Genomic DNA, 14,166 nt, shown 5'->3' on the forward strand with positions numbered 1-14,166 from the left:
CCCGCGTTTGATCACGCGTTGGTTGTGCGTCTTGTTGAGTCGTGCGTCTCTAGGGACATCATGCGCGCCCTTCATGTACGCATAAAGTCGCATAAGCGGCAGCACGGCTGACCGATGACGAGGGCGGCTCGACGCCCTTCGGCGGTGGTCGCGCTGCGGCGCCATGGCAGGGACAGGAGGCCGGCGCGGCCGGCCCCGCCCCTCCCCCCGCGTGGGGGAGGGCTTGAACCCAGTCGAGGCGGGCCTGAACCCGCCCCGCGCTCAGGCGATCTCGTGGTTCGCCAGCAGTTCCAGCGCCTTCACCATGGCGGAGTGGTCCCACTTGGAGCCGCCGTGGGCGGCGCAGGCGTTGAACAGCTCCTGGCAGGTGGCGGTGTTGGGCAGGCTCACGCCCAGGGCCTTGGCGCTCTGGAGCGCGAGGTTCAGGTCCTTCTGGTGCAGCTCGATGCGGAAGCCCGGATCGAAGGTACGCTTCACCATGCGGTCGCCGTGGACCTCGAGGATCTTGGAGGAGGCGAAGCCGCCCATCAGGGCCTGGCGCACCTTGGCCGGGTCGGCGCCCGCCTTGGAGGCGAACAGCAGGGCCTCGCCCACCGCCTCGATGGTAAGGGCCACGATGATCTGGTTCGCGACCTTGGTGGTCTGGCCGTCGCCGTTGCCGCCCACGAGGGTGATGTTCTTGCCCATCTTCTCGAACAGGGGCTTCACCGTCTCGAACGCGCCTTCCGGCCCGCCCACCATGATGGTGAGGGAGGCGGCCTTGGCGCCCACCTCGCCACCGGAGACCGGGGCATCGAGATAGTCGCAGCCGAGCGCGTTGATCTTCTCCGCGAAGCCCTTGGTGGCCACCGGCGAGATGGAGCTCATGTCCACCACGATCTTGCCCTTGGCGAGGCCCTCGGCGACGCCGCCCTTGCCGAACAGGGCCTCTTCCACGTGCGGGGTATCCGGCACCATGGTGATGATGACGTCGGCGGCCTTGGCCACGTCGGCGGAGGAGGCGCAGGCGGTGGCGCCCTTCGCGGTCAGCTCCGCGGGGATGCGGAACACGTCATAGACGAACAGGGTGTGGCCGGCGTCGATGAGGTGTCCCGCCATGGGGGAACCCATGATGCCGAGGCCGATGAATCCGACGTTCATGTGCGTTTCTCCTGAAGAGTCGTGTTGTTCGTGCGCGATGGGAAGCCCGAGGATCAGCCCTTGTAGGGCGCGAACCAGCCGATGCCCTCGTCGGTGGTGGTCTTGGGCTTGTATTCGCATCCGATCCAGCCGTCATAGCCGGTGTCGTCGATGGCCTTGAACAGGAACGGATAGTTGATCTCGCCCGTGCCCGGCTCGCCGCGACCCGGATTGTCGGCCAGCTGGATGTGCTTGATGCGGGCAATGTTGGTGCGGATGGTGGGGGTGAGGTCCCCTTCCATGATCTGCATGTGATAGATGTCGTACTGGAAGAAGATGTCGTCCGCGCCCACTTCGTCCAGCACCGCCAGCGTCTGCTTGGTGTTGTGCAGGTGGAAGCCCGGGATGTCGCGAGTGTTGATGGCCTCCACCACGAAGGGGATGCCGGCCTTCTTAAGCTCGGCGGCAGCGAACTTCAGGTTCTTCACCAGGGTCTCGTGGACCTTCTCGGCCGGAACATCCTTCGGGGTCAGGCCGACGAGGCAGTTCAGCGCCTTGGTGCCGAGGGCCTTCGCATAGTCGATGCCCTTGCCGACGCTGTCCTGGAACTCGCCTTCGCGGCCCGGCAGGCAGGCGATGCCGCGCTCGCCCGCCGCCCAGTCGCCGGCCGGCAGGTTGTGCAGCACCTGGGTGAGCTTGTAGGTGGCCAGCTTCTCCGCCAGCACATCCTTTTCATACGGATAGGGGAAGAGATACTCGACCCCGGTGAAGCCGGCCTCAGCCGCCTTTTTGAACCGGTCGAGGAAGTCGATCTCGTTCCACAGCATGGTGAGGTTGGCGCAGAACTTGGGCATGCGTCTCTCCGCGGGCTGAGCCTTGGGCTATATCCTGACGCGTTTTCTTCACGCGAACCGGTATCCACTTCGCTTGAAAACGCTTTTGTCATGCCGCCATGCCCCGCACTTGCGGGGCATCCACGGCTTTTTGGAAAGGGGCGAGGGGCGGCAAAGGGCACCCCCCGGAGAAGCCGGAGGATGCCGCAGATGCCGGGAGCGGAGCGTGCGGGTTTTACTCCGCCGGCTCCAGGGCGCGGACCTGATCCAGCGGCACGTCGAGGATTTCCTCGAACTCGTTCACCGCGTTGATCTCAAGGCCCATGGCGATGTTGGTGACGCGCTCCAGGATGAACTCGACCACCACCGGCACCTGATGCTCGTCCATGAGCTTCTGGGCGTTGGCGAAGGCGTCCTTGAACTCGTTGGGGGTGCGCACGCGGATGGCCTTGCAGCCGAGGCCTTCGGCCACCGCCACATGGTCCACGCCGTAGGCGCCGGCCTCCTCCGAATTGATGTTGTCGAAGGCGAGGCTGACCTCGAAGTCCATGTTGAAGCCGCGCTGCGCCTGCCGGATGAGGCCGAGGTAGGAGTTGTTCACCACCACGTGCAGGTAGGGCAGCTTGTGCTGGGCGCCCACTGCCAGTTCTTCCACCATGAACTGGAAATCGTAGTCGCCCGAGAGCGCCACGATCTTGGCATCGGGCCGCGCGGCGCGCACGCCGAGGGCCGCCGGCAGGGTCCAGCCGAGCGGGCCGGCCTGGCCGCAATTGATCCAGTGGCGCGGATTGTAGACGTGCAGGAACTGCGCGCCGGCGATCTGCGACAGGCCGATGGTGGTCACATAGGTGACGTCGCGGCCGAGCGCCTCGTTCATCTCCTCATAGACCCGCTGGGGCTTCAGCGGCACCACGTCGAAGTGCGACTTGCGCAGCATGGTCTGCTTGCGCTCCAGGCATTCGTTGGCCCACGTGGACCAGTCCGGCAGCTTGCCGGCGGCCTTGAGCGCCTTCGCGGCGACAACGAACAGCTCCAGCGCCGCCTTGGCGTCGGACACGATGCCGAAGTCCGGCCCGAACACGCGGCCGATCTGGGTGGGCTCGATGTCCACGTGGATGAACTTGCGCCCCTCCGTATAGACCTCCACCGAGCCGGTGTGGCGGTTGGCCCAGCGGTTGCCGATGCCGACCACGAAGTCGGACGCCAGCATGTTGGCGTTGCCGTAGCGGTGCGAGGTCTGCAGGCCGCACATGCCGGCCATCAGCGGATGGTCGTCGGGGATGGTGCCCCATCCCATGAGGGTGGGGATGACCGGGATGCCGGTCAGCTCGGCGAATTCCACCAGCAGGTCAGAGGCATCGGCATTGATGACGCCGCCGCCGGAGACGATGAGCGGGCGCTTGGCGCCGACGATCATCTCCATCGCCTTGTCGATCTGCGCCTGGGTCGCCGCCGGCTTGTAGACCGGCAGGCTGGCGTAGGTCTCCTCGTCGAACTCGATCTCGGCGAGCTGCACGTCGATGGGCAGGTCGATGAGCACCGGGCCGGGACGGCCGGAGCGCATGACGTGGAACGCTTGCTGGAACACCATGGGCACCAGCGCGGGCTCGCGCACGGTGACCGCCCACTTGGTGACGGGCTTGGCGATGGATTCGATGTCCACCGCCTGGAAGTCTTCCTTGTAGAGGCGGGCGCGGGGGGCCTGGCCGGTGATGCACAGGATCGGGATCGAATCCGCCGAGGCCGAGTAGAGGCCGGTGATCATGTCGGTGCCGGCGGGGCCGGAGGTGCCGATGCACACGCCGATATTGCCGGCCACCGCGCGGGTGTAGCCCTCGGCCATGTGGGAGGCGCCCTCCACGTGGCGCGCCAGCACGTGGCGGATGGAGCCCCGCGCCTTCATGGCGGAATAGAGCGGGTTGATGGCTGCGCCCGGAACGCCGAAGGCGCAATGGATGCCTTCCTTCTCAAGGACACGGACGGCGGCATCGACAGCACGCATGCGGGCCATGGCTTTTCCTCCTATTGGTCTTTTTGACTTGCATACTGGATACGCCCGGCCCGTCTTCGCTTCTATGGGAAGAAACGGAATGACATTGATGCCCTGAGAGAAACAATCATGCGCGACGCCGTCATTCTCGCGGTTCGGGGCCGGTGCTACCCTTGCGCAACGGTCGAGAAAGGGAGGCGGGAATGCGGAAGATGGGCACGCTGCTTTGCGCCATGGCGGGCGCACTTCTACCCGTCGCGCTTCCGGCCCTCGCCCCGGCGGCGCACGCCCAGGCGCTGAGCGAATTGTCGTGCCGGGCGCTGTGGGTCCAGCGCAATGCCGTCTATGCGGAGCGCGGCTACTGCTTCAAGACCGCGGACGCCATCGCCACCTTCGGCGAGCGCTGCTTTCCGCCCTACGGCCAGCTCACCCCATCCCAGCAGCGCTACGTGGACGAGGTGAAGGCCTGGGAAGCCCGCAAGGGCTGCCGCTGAGCCCGACGCCGAGCGAAATCTCTGCGAACGGATCGCATTCAGCGCCGACATGCTATAGGTGGTGCGCCTGCCCTGCGGACGCGCCCCTGACCGGACGCCGCCCCTTCCAACACCCGCAAGACGCCAATGACCGACATCGCCACGCGCGTCTACAACCACACCTGGAAGATCGACCCCATCGTGCGGTCCGTGCTCGACACGGACTTCTACAAGCTGCTGATGGGGCAGACGATCTTCCACCGGCACCGGTCGACGCAAGTCACCTTCGGCATCCACAACCGCTCCACCGCCATCCGCCTCGCCGAGATCATCGACGTGGGCGCCCTGCGCGAGCAGCTCGACCATGTGCGCTCCCTCAGGCTCACCCGGGGCGAGAGCACGTGGCTGCGCGGCAACATGTTCTACGGCAAGCGGCAGATGTTCTCGCCGGACTATGTGGCGTGGCTGGAGGGCTTCCGCTTCCCGGCCTATCACCTGGAAAAGCGCGACGGCCAGTATGAGCTGACCTTCGAGGGGCCGTGGGTCGAAACCACCATGTGGGAGATCCCGGCGCTCGCCATCATCAACGAACTGCGCTCGCGCGCGGTGCTGAAGGGCATGGGCAAGTTCGAGCTGCAGATCCTCTATGCCCGGGCCATGGCGCGGGTGTGGGAGAAGGTGCAGTTCCTCAAAACCCTCGCCCCCATCAACATCGCCGATTTCGGCACCCGCCGGCGCCACGGCTTCCTGTGGCAGGACTGGTGCGTGCAGTCCCTCATCGAGGGGCTGGGCGAGGGCTTCCTCGGCACCTCCAACTGCCTCATCGCCATGCGGCGCGAGGTGGAGGCCACCGGCACCAACGCCCACGAGCTGCCCATGGTCTATGCGGCGCTCGCCCGCAACGACGAGGAGCTGGCCTGGGCGCCCTACCAGGTGCTGGCCGACTGGCAGGAGGATTATGACGGCAACCTGCGCGTCATCCTGCCCGACACCTACGGCACCAGCGGCTTCCTGAAGCGCGCCCCCGACTGGGTGGCGCACTGGACCGGCATCCGCATCGACAGCAAGGACCCGGTGGAGGGCGGCGAGGAAGCCCTCGCCTGGTGGCAGGCGCGGGGCCAGGACCCGCGCGAGAAGCTCGCCATCTTCTCCGATGCCCTCGATGCCGAGGAAGTGGCGCGCATCCACCGCACCTTCATCGGGCGCATGCGGCTCGGCTTCGGCTGGGGCACGCTGCTCACCAACGATTTCCGCGGCCTTGCGCCCCATGGCGCGCTCGACCCCATCTCCATCGTCTGCAAGGTGGTCTCGGCCAACGGCCGCCCCGCGGTGAAGCTCTCCGACAACCCCACCAAGGCCATGGGCCCGGCGGAGGAGATCGAGCGCTACAAGCGGGTGTTCGAGGTGGGCGAGCAGGTGGCGCGCCACGCCCTGGTCTGAGGGGCCGAGGGGCCGGCGGCCTGAGGGGCTGGCGGCCTGAGGGGCTGCGCGCCGGCCCGCCGGTTCAGTTCCGGAGCGCGGCCGTCCCGTCCACCGCGGCCGGAAACGGCAGGTCCGTGACCAGCCGCGCGCTCGGCTTGTCCTGGGCGAAGATCGCATCGAGATCGAGGGTCAGGAAGGTCGCCCGGTGGGCATAGTCCGAGATCATCATCCGGTTGTGGGTGAGATCCTTGATGGCCACCCACTGGGTGTAGTCCGAGACGACCGTGTCGCCGTCCTTGCTCTGGGCGACGCCCAGCGGAATGTCCACGGTGTTCAGGACGTGGCCGATGGCGGCGGTGGCGGTGGCGGCGTCCTTCGGCTGGGCCATGGAATGGCGCATGAAGGCCGCCCGCACGAAGCGCGAGGGCGGGGTGAAGTCGCCCGGCAGCCCGGTGGCGCCGCCGCCCTGGCCGATGGCGGTGACGTTGGCCGTGCCGAACCGGCGGTCGCCGACGCCCATGGTGGAGAGGTTGAGATAGTTGCGCAGGTTCAGGAGATGCCAGTCGTAAGGCGGCGAGTTGGTGAGGACGCTCGCCACATTGTCGTGGATCTGCAGGTCTCCGCCGACATATTCCACGACGATGCTGGCGCCCGAGCGGTCGGTGAAGACCATGTGGAGGGTGGGCGGCGTCGGCCCGCTCGGCAGCGAGGCATCGGCCCAGACCTTGATCTTCGCCAAAGCGGCGCGCACCTCGGCCACCGAGCCGTTCATCCCGAGCGCCCAGGCGCCGAAGCCGAGGATGGAGACGTAGGACGTGTCCGCCTTGGTGACCGTCTGGTAGGTGGTGAATCCGGGCAGGAAATTGCCGCTCATGCCGAGGCCGGCCGCGTTCTGCCCCTCGACGATGGCGCCGCCGGGAATGACCTCGGCGCTGATGCCCACGACGGAATAGAGGGTCGCCACCGTCTTCTCAGGCAGGCCGAGGTCGGTCGGGGCGGTCAGCGTCAGCGACGTGCCCTTGGGGATGCTCTTGAGCGTCCATTTCATGTCGAACGCCCATTCCATGGTGCGGCCGGCGATCACGGTCTTATCGGCCGCGACCACGTTCACCGCCGTGCAGGCCACGGCGAGCCCGGCGTTCTGGATGGGAAGGAATGCTGCAAGCGCAGCTGCCAGGATGCGTTTCAAGGAAGCGTCCTCCATCTTGTGTTCTGATTGTTTCAGTCTCGCCGCCTGCGCCTGAACGTGACGCTGGAATGCCTGATTTCCGATGAACCCGCATTGAGCGGGCGGGGCGCCGGCAGCAGCTTCCATGTTCGCGGGCGATGGGGGTCCGCCCACGGGATTCGGCCCAGTGATTCAGGCCAGGCGATTCAGGCGATGTGATTCACCTTTAAATGCATAAAACTTGTAGTATAATGAAGTTATATACAGTTTTTCGATGTTTATTGGAGAAGATCATGGCGACCCTGCGACTTGGCGACGTGGTGCCCGATTTCGAGGCCGTGACCACCGAAGGCCCCATCAAGTTTCATGAGTGGCTCGGCGACAGCTGGGGCATCCTGTTTTCCCACCCCAAGAACTTCACCCCGGTCTGCACCACCGAGCTCGGCCAGGCGTCCCATCTGAAGCCCGAGTTCGACAAGCGCGGCGTGAAACTGATCGGCCTGTCGGTGGACACCATCGAGAACCACCCGGCCTGGGTGGGCGACATCAAGGACGCCACCGGCGCCAGCCTCAACTTCCCGCTGATCGCCGACTCCGACAAGAAGGTCTCCGACCTCTACGACCTGATCCACCCCAACGCGAGCGACACCGCCACCGTGCGCTCGGTGTTCATCATCGGGCCGGACAAGAAGCTGAAGCTGTCCCTGACCTATCCGGCCTCCACTGGCCGCAACTTCGACGAGATCCTGCGCGTGGTGGACAGCCTCCAGCTCACCGCCAAGCACTCGGTCGCGACCCCGGTGAACTGGAAGCACGGCGAGGACGTGATCATCGTCCCCTCCGTCACCGACGAGGCGGCCAAGGAGAAGTTCCCCGGAGGCTGGAAGACCGTGAAGCCCTATCTGCGCGTGGTGCGCCAGCCGGGCGCCTGAGCCCACGGGCCATGCGCCCACGAGCCATATGCGGCGGGACACATCCCGCCGCATGCGTCCCGGCCGGCTCATGCCGGCCGGTTTCGTTTCAGGCTTTGAGTTCAGTCGGCCTGATCAGGCCGACATGATGTAGTCGCGCAGCTGGGCGCTCTCGCGCTCCATCTCCTCCACGCGGAACTTCACCACGTCGCCGATAGAGATGATGCCCACCAGCTTGTCGCCGGACACCACGGGCACGTGGCGGAAGCGTCCACGCGTCATGCGCTCCATGATCACGGGAACGGTCTCGTCGGGCGTGCAGGTCACCACCGCGCGCGTCATCACGCTCGACAGCGGCTCGGCGAGCACGTTGACCCCCTGCTCCCCGATCAGGCGCACCACGTCGCGCTCGGAGATGATGCCTTCCACGCTCATGGCGTCGTCAACCACGACGATGGCGCCGATGCGGCGCCCGGCAAGGCGCGCCACGGCATCGCCCACGGTCGCATCCGGCCCGATGGTGCAGATGTCGTTGCCCTTGCGGCTGAGGATGACGCTCACGGTCATAGGCGTTGGCTCCCTTCTCGTCATTCCAGGGACCGGCTTCGCATTGGCCGGTCTTCTCTGGCGGCATGGTTTGGAAGAGCGATGATCCCTCGCAATGCGCTGCGACGCAAGCGCACACTAAAGTCAGAGACGTGGATTGCGGGAGATGAAGCCCCGCCCGTGCCGCAGTGCGGCGGCGTTCAGGCCGGCTGGCGCTTCCCGACCGGATCGAACAGCGGGAATAGCAGCAGTCCGGCGACGAAGCCGCCCACATGGGCTTGCCAGGCGATCTGCGCCCCGTCCGCTCCCGGCAGGGACACCCCGACCGCGAACAGCAGGTTGAGGGCGAAGAAGGCCCCCACGAACACCAGCACGCGGCGATCGGTGAAATTCTCGATCAGCGAGCCCGCCGGCTGATGGTCGGCGAAGATGGCGCGCCGTCCCGACAGGGCCGCGCCGGGGGCGAAAGCAAAACGCACCGCCGCCGCCATGGTGCCGGACACCGAGGCCGAGGCACCGATGAGCGGCACCAGCGCATCGGGATAGCTCAGGTAATGGGCCAGCGCCCCGCCCGCCGCCGTCACCGCGAAGAAGGCTACGAACCGCGTCGAGCCGAAGCGCCGCGCCACCGGCGTGCCGAAGGCCAGCAGCCAGACCAGATTGACGATGACGTGCATCCAGTTGGCATGCAGGAAGGCGTAGCTCACCGGGGTCCACAGCTTCGGCCCGAAGCCACCCGGCAGGTAGAACAGGGTGTCGGGCAGGCCATAGCGGGCGGGGACGAAGGCGAAATAGGTCAGGACCTCGAGGTCCGCCTCGTCCGACAGCACGATGGCGCGCAGCGCGTGGATGAACAGCAGCGCCAGCGCCAGGGCGGCGACCGCGCCGGGCACGTTGAAGACGGGCTGCCGATCCGGCACGCCGGGGAAGGAAGGGCCACGGGACACGTCCTGCACATAGGAGCCCGGGCCCGGCGCGGCAAGTGAAATGCGGTGGGTCAAAAATGCGGCGGGTCAAACCGGCCCAGGGTGCCGGCCCGCTGGTGCCCCCGTCGCCGCGACCGGTGGCGCGTCACCGGCCTCCACGGCTCACACCGGACCAGACGCGGCCGCGCGCTGCAGGGCGCGCGGCCGCCGAGGGTCGTCCTACTCGGCCGGGGCCGGGTGGTGCGGCGGCTCGGCCTTGGTCTCGCGGCGCGCGCCGAGGCCGGCGAGCCAGCGGGCGAAGACGTAGAAGGTGGGCGTGAAGATCAGGCCGAACAGCGTCACCCCGATCATGCCGGAGAACACCGCCGTGCCCAGCGCCTGCCGCAGCTCGGCGCCGGCCCCGGTGGCCCACACCAGCGGCACCACGCCGAGGATGAAGGCGAGCGAGGTCATCACGATGGGCCGAAGCCGCAGCCGCGAGGCCTCCACCGCAGCCTCGCGCCGGCCATGGCCCTGGTCTTCCAGCTGCTTGGCGAACTCGACGATGAGGATGGCGTTCTTGGCGGCAAGGCCGATGAGCACGATGAAGCCCACCTGGGTCAGGATGTTGTTGTCCTGCCCCCTCAGGATCACGCCGATAAGCGCGGCCACCAGGCACATGGGCACGATGAGGATGACCGCCAGAGGCAGGGTCAGGCTCTCATACTGGGCCGCCAGCACCAGGAACACGAACAGCACGCCCAGGGCGAAGGCGAAGATGGCGGTGTTGCCGGCCTTCTGCTGCTGGTAGGCCAGCGCCGTCCATTCATAGGAGAAGCCCTGCGGCAGCACCTTCGCCGCCAGCTCCTGCATGATCTGGATGGCCTGGCCCTGCGAGTATCCGGGAGCCGGCGAGCCGTCCAGCTCTGCGGCGGGATAGAGATTGTAGCGCGGCACGCGATAAGGACCGGAAATGTCGCGCACGGTGGTGAAGGAGCCGAGCGGCACCGTCTCCCCGCCCGCGGTGCGCACCCTGATGGAGAGCACGTCCTTCGGATCGAGGCGGAACGGCGCGTCGGCCTGGGCCTGCACCCGGAAGGTGCGGCCGAACAGGTTGAAGTCGTTGACGTAGGACGAGCCGATATAGGTCTGCAGCGCCGCGAACAGGTCGGCGGTGTTGACCTTCAGCAGCTGCGCCTTCTGCCGGTCGATGTCGAGGAACAGCTGGGGTGTCGAGGTCTCGAACAGCGAATAGACCTGCATCAGGCCCGGCGTCTGGGCGGCGGCGCCCATCATGGCGTAGGTGGCGTTGCGCAGGGCGAGCAGGCCCGCGCCGGAGCGGTCCTCAATCATCATGCGGAAGCCGCCGGCATTGCCGATGCCCTGCACCGGCGGCGGCTGCACCACGATCATCTGGGCTTCCTGGATGCCCGCCATCTTGCCGAACAACACCTTCTGCACCGCCGCCGCCGTCTGCTCGGGATGGCCGTCGCGCTCGGGGAAGGGCTTCAGGATCACGAACATGGCGCCGGCATTGGGCGCGTTGGTGAAGGTGGCGCCGGAGAAGCCGGCGATGTTGATGACGCGGCTGACGCCCGGCGTGCCGAGCACCAGGTCGCCGGCCTTCTTCATCACCGTCTCGGTGCGCTGCATGGAAGCGCCGGGGGGCAACTGGGCGGCGATGATGAGATAGCCGCGGTCCTGCTGCGGGATGAAGCCCTGGGGCGTGGTGGTGAACAGGTAGCCGCCGAAGGCGACGATGCCCACGTAGACGATCAGCACCAGCGCCACCACCCGCACCAGGCGCGCGGTCAGGTACGCATAGCCGTTGCCGAGCCCCTCGAAGGCCCGGTTGAAGACGCCGAAGAAGCCCACCACCGGCCGGGCATACCAGGCCGGCTTCTCGTGGGCGGCGCGGTGCGGCTTCAGCAGCAGCGCGCACATGGCGGGTGACAGGGTCAGCGACACCAAAAGCGAGATCAGGGTCGAGCCGGCGATGGTGAGGGCGAACTGGCGATAGAACTCGCCCGACAGGCCGGTGATGAAGGCCGTGGGCACGAACACCGACGACAGCACCAGCGAGATCGCCACCAGCGCCCCGCCCACCTCGTCCATGGTCTTGTAGGCGGCATCGCGCGGGGAGAGCCCGGCCTCGATGTTGCGCTCCACATTCTCCACCACGACGATGGCGTCATCCACCACGATGCCGATGGCCAGAACCAGGCCGAACAGGGACAGGTTGTTCAGCGAGAAGCCGAACAGGCCCATGACGAAGAAGGTGCCGATGAGCGAGATCGGGATGGCGAGGATGGGGATGATCGCCGCCCGCCAGGTCTGCAGGAACAGGATCACCACCAGCACCACCAGCACGATGGCCTCGCCGATGGTGTGCACCACCGCATCCACCGACTGCTGGATGAACTGGGTGGGATTGTAGTAGATGCCGTACTTCAACCCTTCCGGGAAGGTCTTGCCGATGCGCGCCATCTCGGCCACCACGGCGTTGCCGGTGGCGAGGGCGTTGGAGCCGGGACGCTGGAACACGCCAAGCTGGATCGAGATGTCCTTGTCGAGGAACGAGGTCGAGGCATAGTCCTGGGCCGCGATCTCCACCCGGCCCACGTCCTTCAGCCGCACCAGCGCCTGGTCGGTCTGCTTGATGACGATGTCGGAGAAGGCCCGCGCATCCGAAAGCCGGCCGAGGGTGCGCACGGCGATCTGGAAGGCACGCTGCTCCGGCACCGGCGGCGCGTTGAGCACGCCGGAGGCCACCTGGACGTTCTGCGCCTTCAGCGCCGCCACCACGTCGGTGGTGGTGAGGTTGAGCTGGGACAGCCGGTCCGGATCGAGCCAGATCTGCATGGCGTATTCGCGCGAGCCGAACACGGTGATGGAGCCCACGCCGTCGATGCGCGAGAGCACGTCCTTGATCTCGATATTGGCGAAGTTCGAGATGAAGAGCGGATCGCGCGAGCCGTCGGGCGAATACAGGCTCACCACCAGCATCAGGTCGGGCGATGACTTGGCCGTGACCACGCCCACCTGCTGCACTTCGCTGGGCAGGCGCGGCTGGGCGATGGCGACGCGGTTCTGCACCTGCACCTGGGCGATGTCGAGGTTGGTGCCGATATCGAAGGTGACGGAAATGGAGAAGCGGCCGTCCGCCGTCGAGTTGGACGCCAGGTAGAGCATGTGCTCCACGCCGTTGATCTGCTGCTCGATGGGCGCGACCACGGTCTCGGCGACGATCTCCGCCGAGGCGCCGGGATATTGCCCGGTCACCGTGATCACCGGCGGGGCGATGTCGGGATACTGGGCCACGGGCAGGCGCAGGTAGGTCACCGCGCCAAGGATCATGACGACGGCGGACACCACCGAGGCGAAGATGGGCCGGTCGATGAAGAAGTGTGAGAAGCGCATCTTCTCACCTCACTTCGCGGTGGTGGCGGCAGGGGCGGCTGCGGGCGGAGGGCTGGCCTCCGCCATCTGCGGGTTGACGGTGACGCCGGGCCGCACGCGCATCAGGCCGTTGACGACCACCTTGTCGTCCGCCGTGAGGCCGGAGCGGATCACCCGCATGTCGCCCACCAGCGGCCCCAGGGTGACCACCTTCTGCAGCACCTTGTTCTCGGGCCCGATCACATAGACGAACTTGTTCACCTGCTCGGTGCCGATGGCGACGTCCGGCACGGCCAGCGCCTGGTAGGGGGCGGAGGAATCGAGGCGGATACGGGCGAACATGCCGGGGCGGAACAGGCCGTTCTTGTTCTCGAACACCGCGCGGCCACGGATGGTGCCGGTTTCCCGGTCGATGACGTTGTTCAGGAAGTCGAGCTTGCCCGGGTGGATGAAATCCTTGTCGTCGATCAGCTTGAGGGCGACCGGGTCGCCGGAGACGTCGGCCCCGCCCTTGCGGCGCAGGATGCGCAGCAGGGAGGCCTCGTCGATGGTGAATTCGAAGCGGATGGGATCGATGGAGACGATCACCGCCAGAAGAGTCGGCGTGGCGCCGGAGCCGGCGGCCACATAATTGCCCACCGACACCCGCCGATCGCCAATGCGGCCCGAAACCGGGGCGCGCACCTCGGTGAAGGTGAGGTCGAGCTGGGCCGAGTGGACGGCCGCCTCCTGCGACAGCACGGTCGCGGCGGCGGAGCGCGCGGCCTGGGTGCGCTGGTCGAACGTCTGCTTTGAGATAGCGTTGGAGGTGCGGTCCTCCAGCAGCGTCTTGGCGCGGTCGAGGTCGGCCTTGGTGAAGTCGAGATTGGCCTTGGCCTGGTCCAGGTTCGCCTTGGCCTGGTCGAGGGCGATCAGGTAGGGGCGCTGGTCGATGGTGAAGAGCAGGTCGCCCTCCTTCACCATCTGGCCGTCGGTGAAATGGATCTTGTCCAGATAGCCGGCCACCCGGGCGCGCACGTTCACCTCGTCGATGGCGACGAAGCGGCCGACATATTCGTCCTGGTCGGTGACGGTCTTGGTCTGCGGCGTGGCCACCGTCACCTGGGGCGGCGGCGGCGCGCCCTGCTGCTGGGCGGAAGGCTGTCCGCAGGCGGCAAGCGGCAGGGCAAACGCAGCAAGAACAACCCAAAGGCGCGGGGCAAGCGTCATGGCAATCCGGCTCCTCGACGGACGAACGCCCGCCAACGAAGATGTGAAGAAGGTTCGGCACCCCCCGCAACCGACGAGCCGAAACCGGAAGACGGCGCATCCGATAGCACACGCTGCCGCAATGCAAAACGGTTCATCGCGGCGAAGGCCACGATTGTCGAGGGCCGTGTCGCCGCCGCAGCGGCAGCACA

11 protein-coding genes are annotated in these 14,166 nt (G+C 66.9%); 3 read left to right on the plus strand and 8 right to left on the minus strand.

The window, feature by feature from the left end; genetic code table 11:
• Positions 1 to 261 precede the first annotated feature (261 nt).
• The 3 genes from glxR to gcl all read right to left on the minus strand — a co-directional run bounded on the left by glxR (position 262) and on the right by gcl (position 3,963).
• Positions 262 to 1,260, minus strand: coding sequence for a 2-hydroxy-3-oxopropionate reductase (gene glxR, locus V5F66_RS16075; RefSeq protein ID WP_393999515.1), 999 nt, complete (start codon positions 1,258 to 1,260; stop codon positions 262 to 264).
• Complete coding sequence (hyi, locus tag V5F66_RS16080; protein ID WP_012114388.1) at positions 1,194 to 1,973, minus strand: hydroxypyruvate isomerase; 780 nt, start codon at positions 1,971 to 1,973, stop codon at positions 1,194 to 1,196. Before hyi ends, glxR begins: the two co-directional genes overlap by 67 nt.
• A gap of 214 nt (positions 1,974 to 2,187) precedes the next feature.
• The gene (gene gcl, locus V5F66_RS16085; RefSeq protein ID WP_394007365.1) at positions 2,188 to 3,963 is read right to left on the minus strand and encodes a glyoxylate carboligase; all 1,776 of its coding nucleotides are present in this window, start codon (positions 3,961 to 3,963) and stop codon (positions 2,188 to 2,190) included.
• Positions 3,964 to 4,154: 191 nt separating this feature from the next.
• Here gcl and V5F66_RS16090 point away from each other — a divergent pair, with 191 nt between their 5' ends.
• The gene (locus V5F66_RS16090; RefSeq protein WP_394094246.1) at positions 4,155 to 4,436 is read left to right on the plus strand and encodes a YARHG domain-containing protein; all 282 of its coding nucleotides are present in this window, start codon (positions 4,155 to 4,157) and stop codon (positions 4,434 to 4,436) included.
• Between the two features lie 126 nt (positions 4,437 to 4,562).
• Positions 4,563 to 5,855 (plus strand): nicotinate phosphoribosyltransferase, encoded by a 1,293-nt coding sequence (gene pncB / locus V5F66_RS16095; protein ID WP_012114385.1) that lies wholly within the window; start codon positions 4,563 to 4,565, stop codon positions 5,853 to 5,855.
• A gap of 64 nt (positions 5,856 to 5,919) precedes the next feature.
• Here pncB and V5F66_RS16100 read toward each other — a convergent pair whose 3' ends face one another.
• Positions 5,920 to 7,026, minus strand: a complete 1,107-nt coding sequence (locus V5F66_RS16100) for a choloylglycine hydrolase family protein (protein WP_394094247.1) — start codon at positions 7,024 to 7,026, stop codon at positions 5,920 to 5,922.
• A gap of 272 nt (positions 7,027 to 7,298) precedes the next feature.
• Between V5F66_RS16100 and V5F66_RS16105 the strand changes: the two genes are divergently transcribed.
• On the plus strand, positions 7,299 to 7,937 hold the full coding sequence (locus V5F66_RS16105; protein ID WP_394094248.1) for a peroxiredoxin: 639 nt from the start codon (positions 7,299 to 7,301) through the stop codon (positions 7,935 to 7,937).
• Between the two features lie 114 nt (positions 7,938 to 8,051).
• On the opposite strand, the gene V5F66_RS16110 is transcribed toward V5F66_RS16105, so the two are convergent.
• The 4 genes from V5F66_RS16110 to V5F66_RS16125 all read right to left on the minus strand — a co-directional run bounded on the left by V5F66_RS16110 (position 8,052) and on the right by V5F66_RS16125 (position 13,975).
• The gene (locus V5F66_RS16110) at positions 8,052 to 8,483 is read right to left on the minus strand and encodes a CBS domain-containing protein (RefSeq protein ID WP_012114382.1); all 432 of its coding nucleotides are present in this window, start codon (positions 8,481 to 8,483) and stop codon (positions 8,052 to 8,054) included.
• 179 nt (positions 8,484 to 8,662) lie between these two features.
• Positions 8,663 to 9,418 (minus strand): rhomboid family intramembrane serine protease, encoded by a 756-nt coding sequence (locus tag V5F66_RS16115; RefSeq protein ID WP_394094249.1) that lies wholly within the window; start codon positions 9,416 to 9,418, stop codon positions 8,663 to 8,665.
• 189 nt (positions 9,419 to 9,607) lie between these two features.
• The gene (locus V5F66_RS16120) at positions 9,608 to 12,787 is read right to left on the minus strand and encodes an efflux RND transporter permease subunit (protein WP_012114380.1); all 3,180 of its coding nucleotides are present in this window, start codon (positions 12,785 to 12,787) and stop codon (positions 9,608 to 9,610) included.
• A gap of 9 nt (positions 12,788 to 12,796) precedes the next feature.
• The gene (locus tag V5F66_RS16125) at positions 12,797 to 13,975 is read right to left on the minus strand and encodes an efflux RND transporter periplasmic adaptor subunit (RefSeq protein ID WP_012114379.1); all 1,179 of its coding nucleotides are present in this window, start codon (positions 13,973 to 13,975) and stop codon (positions 12,797 to 12,799) included.
• Positions 13,976 to 14,166 lie beyond the last annotated feature (191 nt).

This window comes from Xanthobacter versatilis (assembly GCF_043193975.1).
GTDB lineage: Bacteria > Pseudomonadota > Alphaproteobacteria > Rhizobiales > Xanthobacteraceae > Xanthobacter > Xanthobacter autotrophicus_E.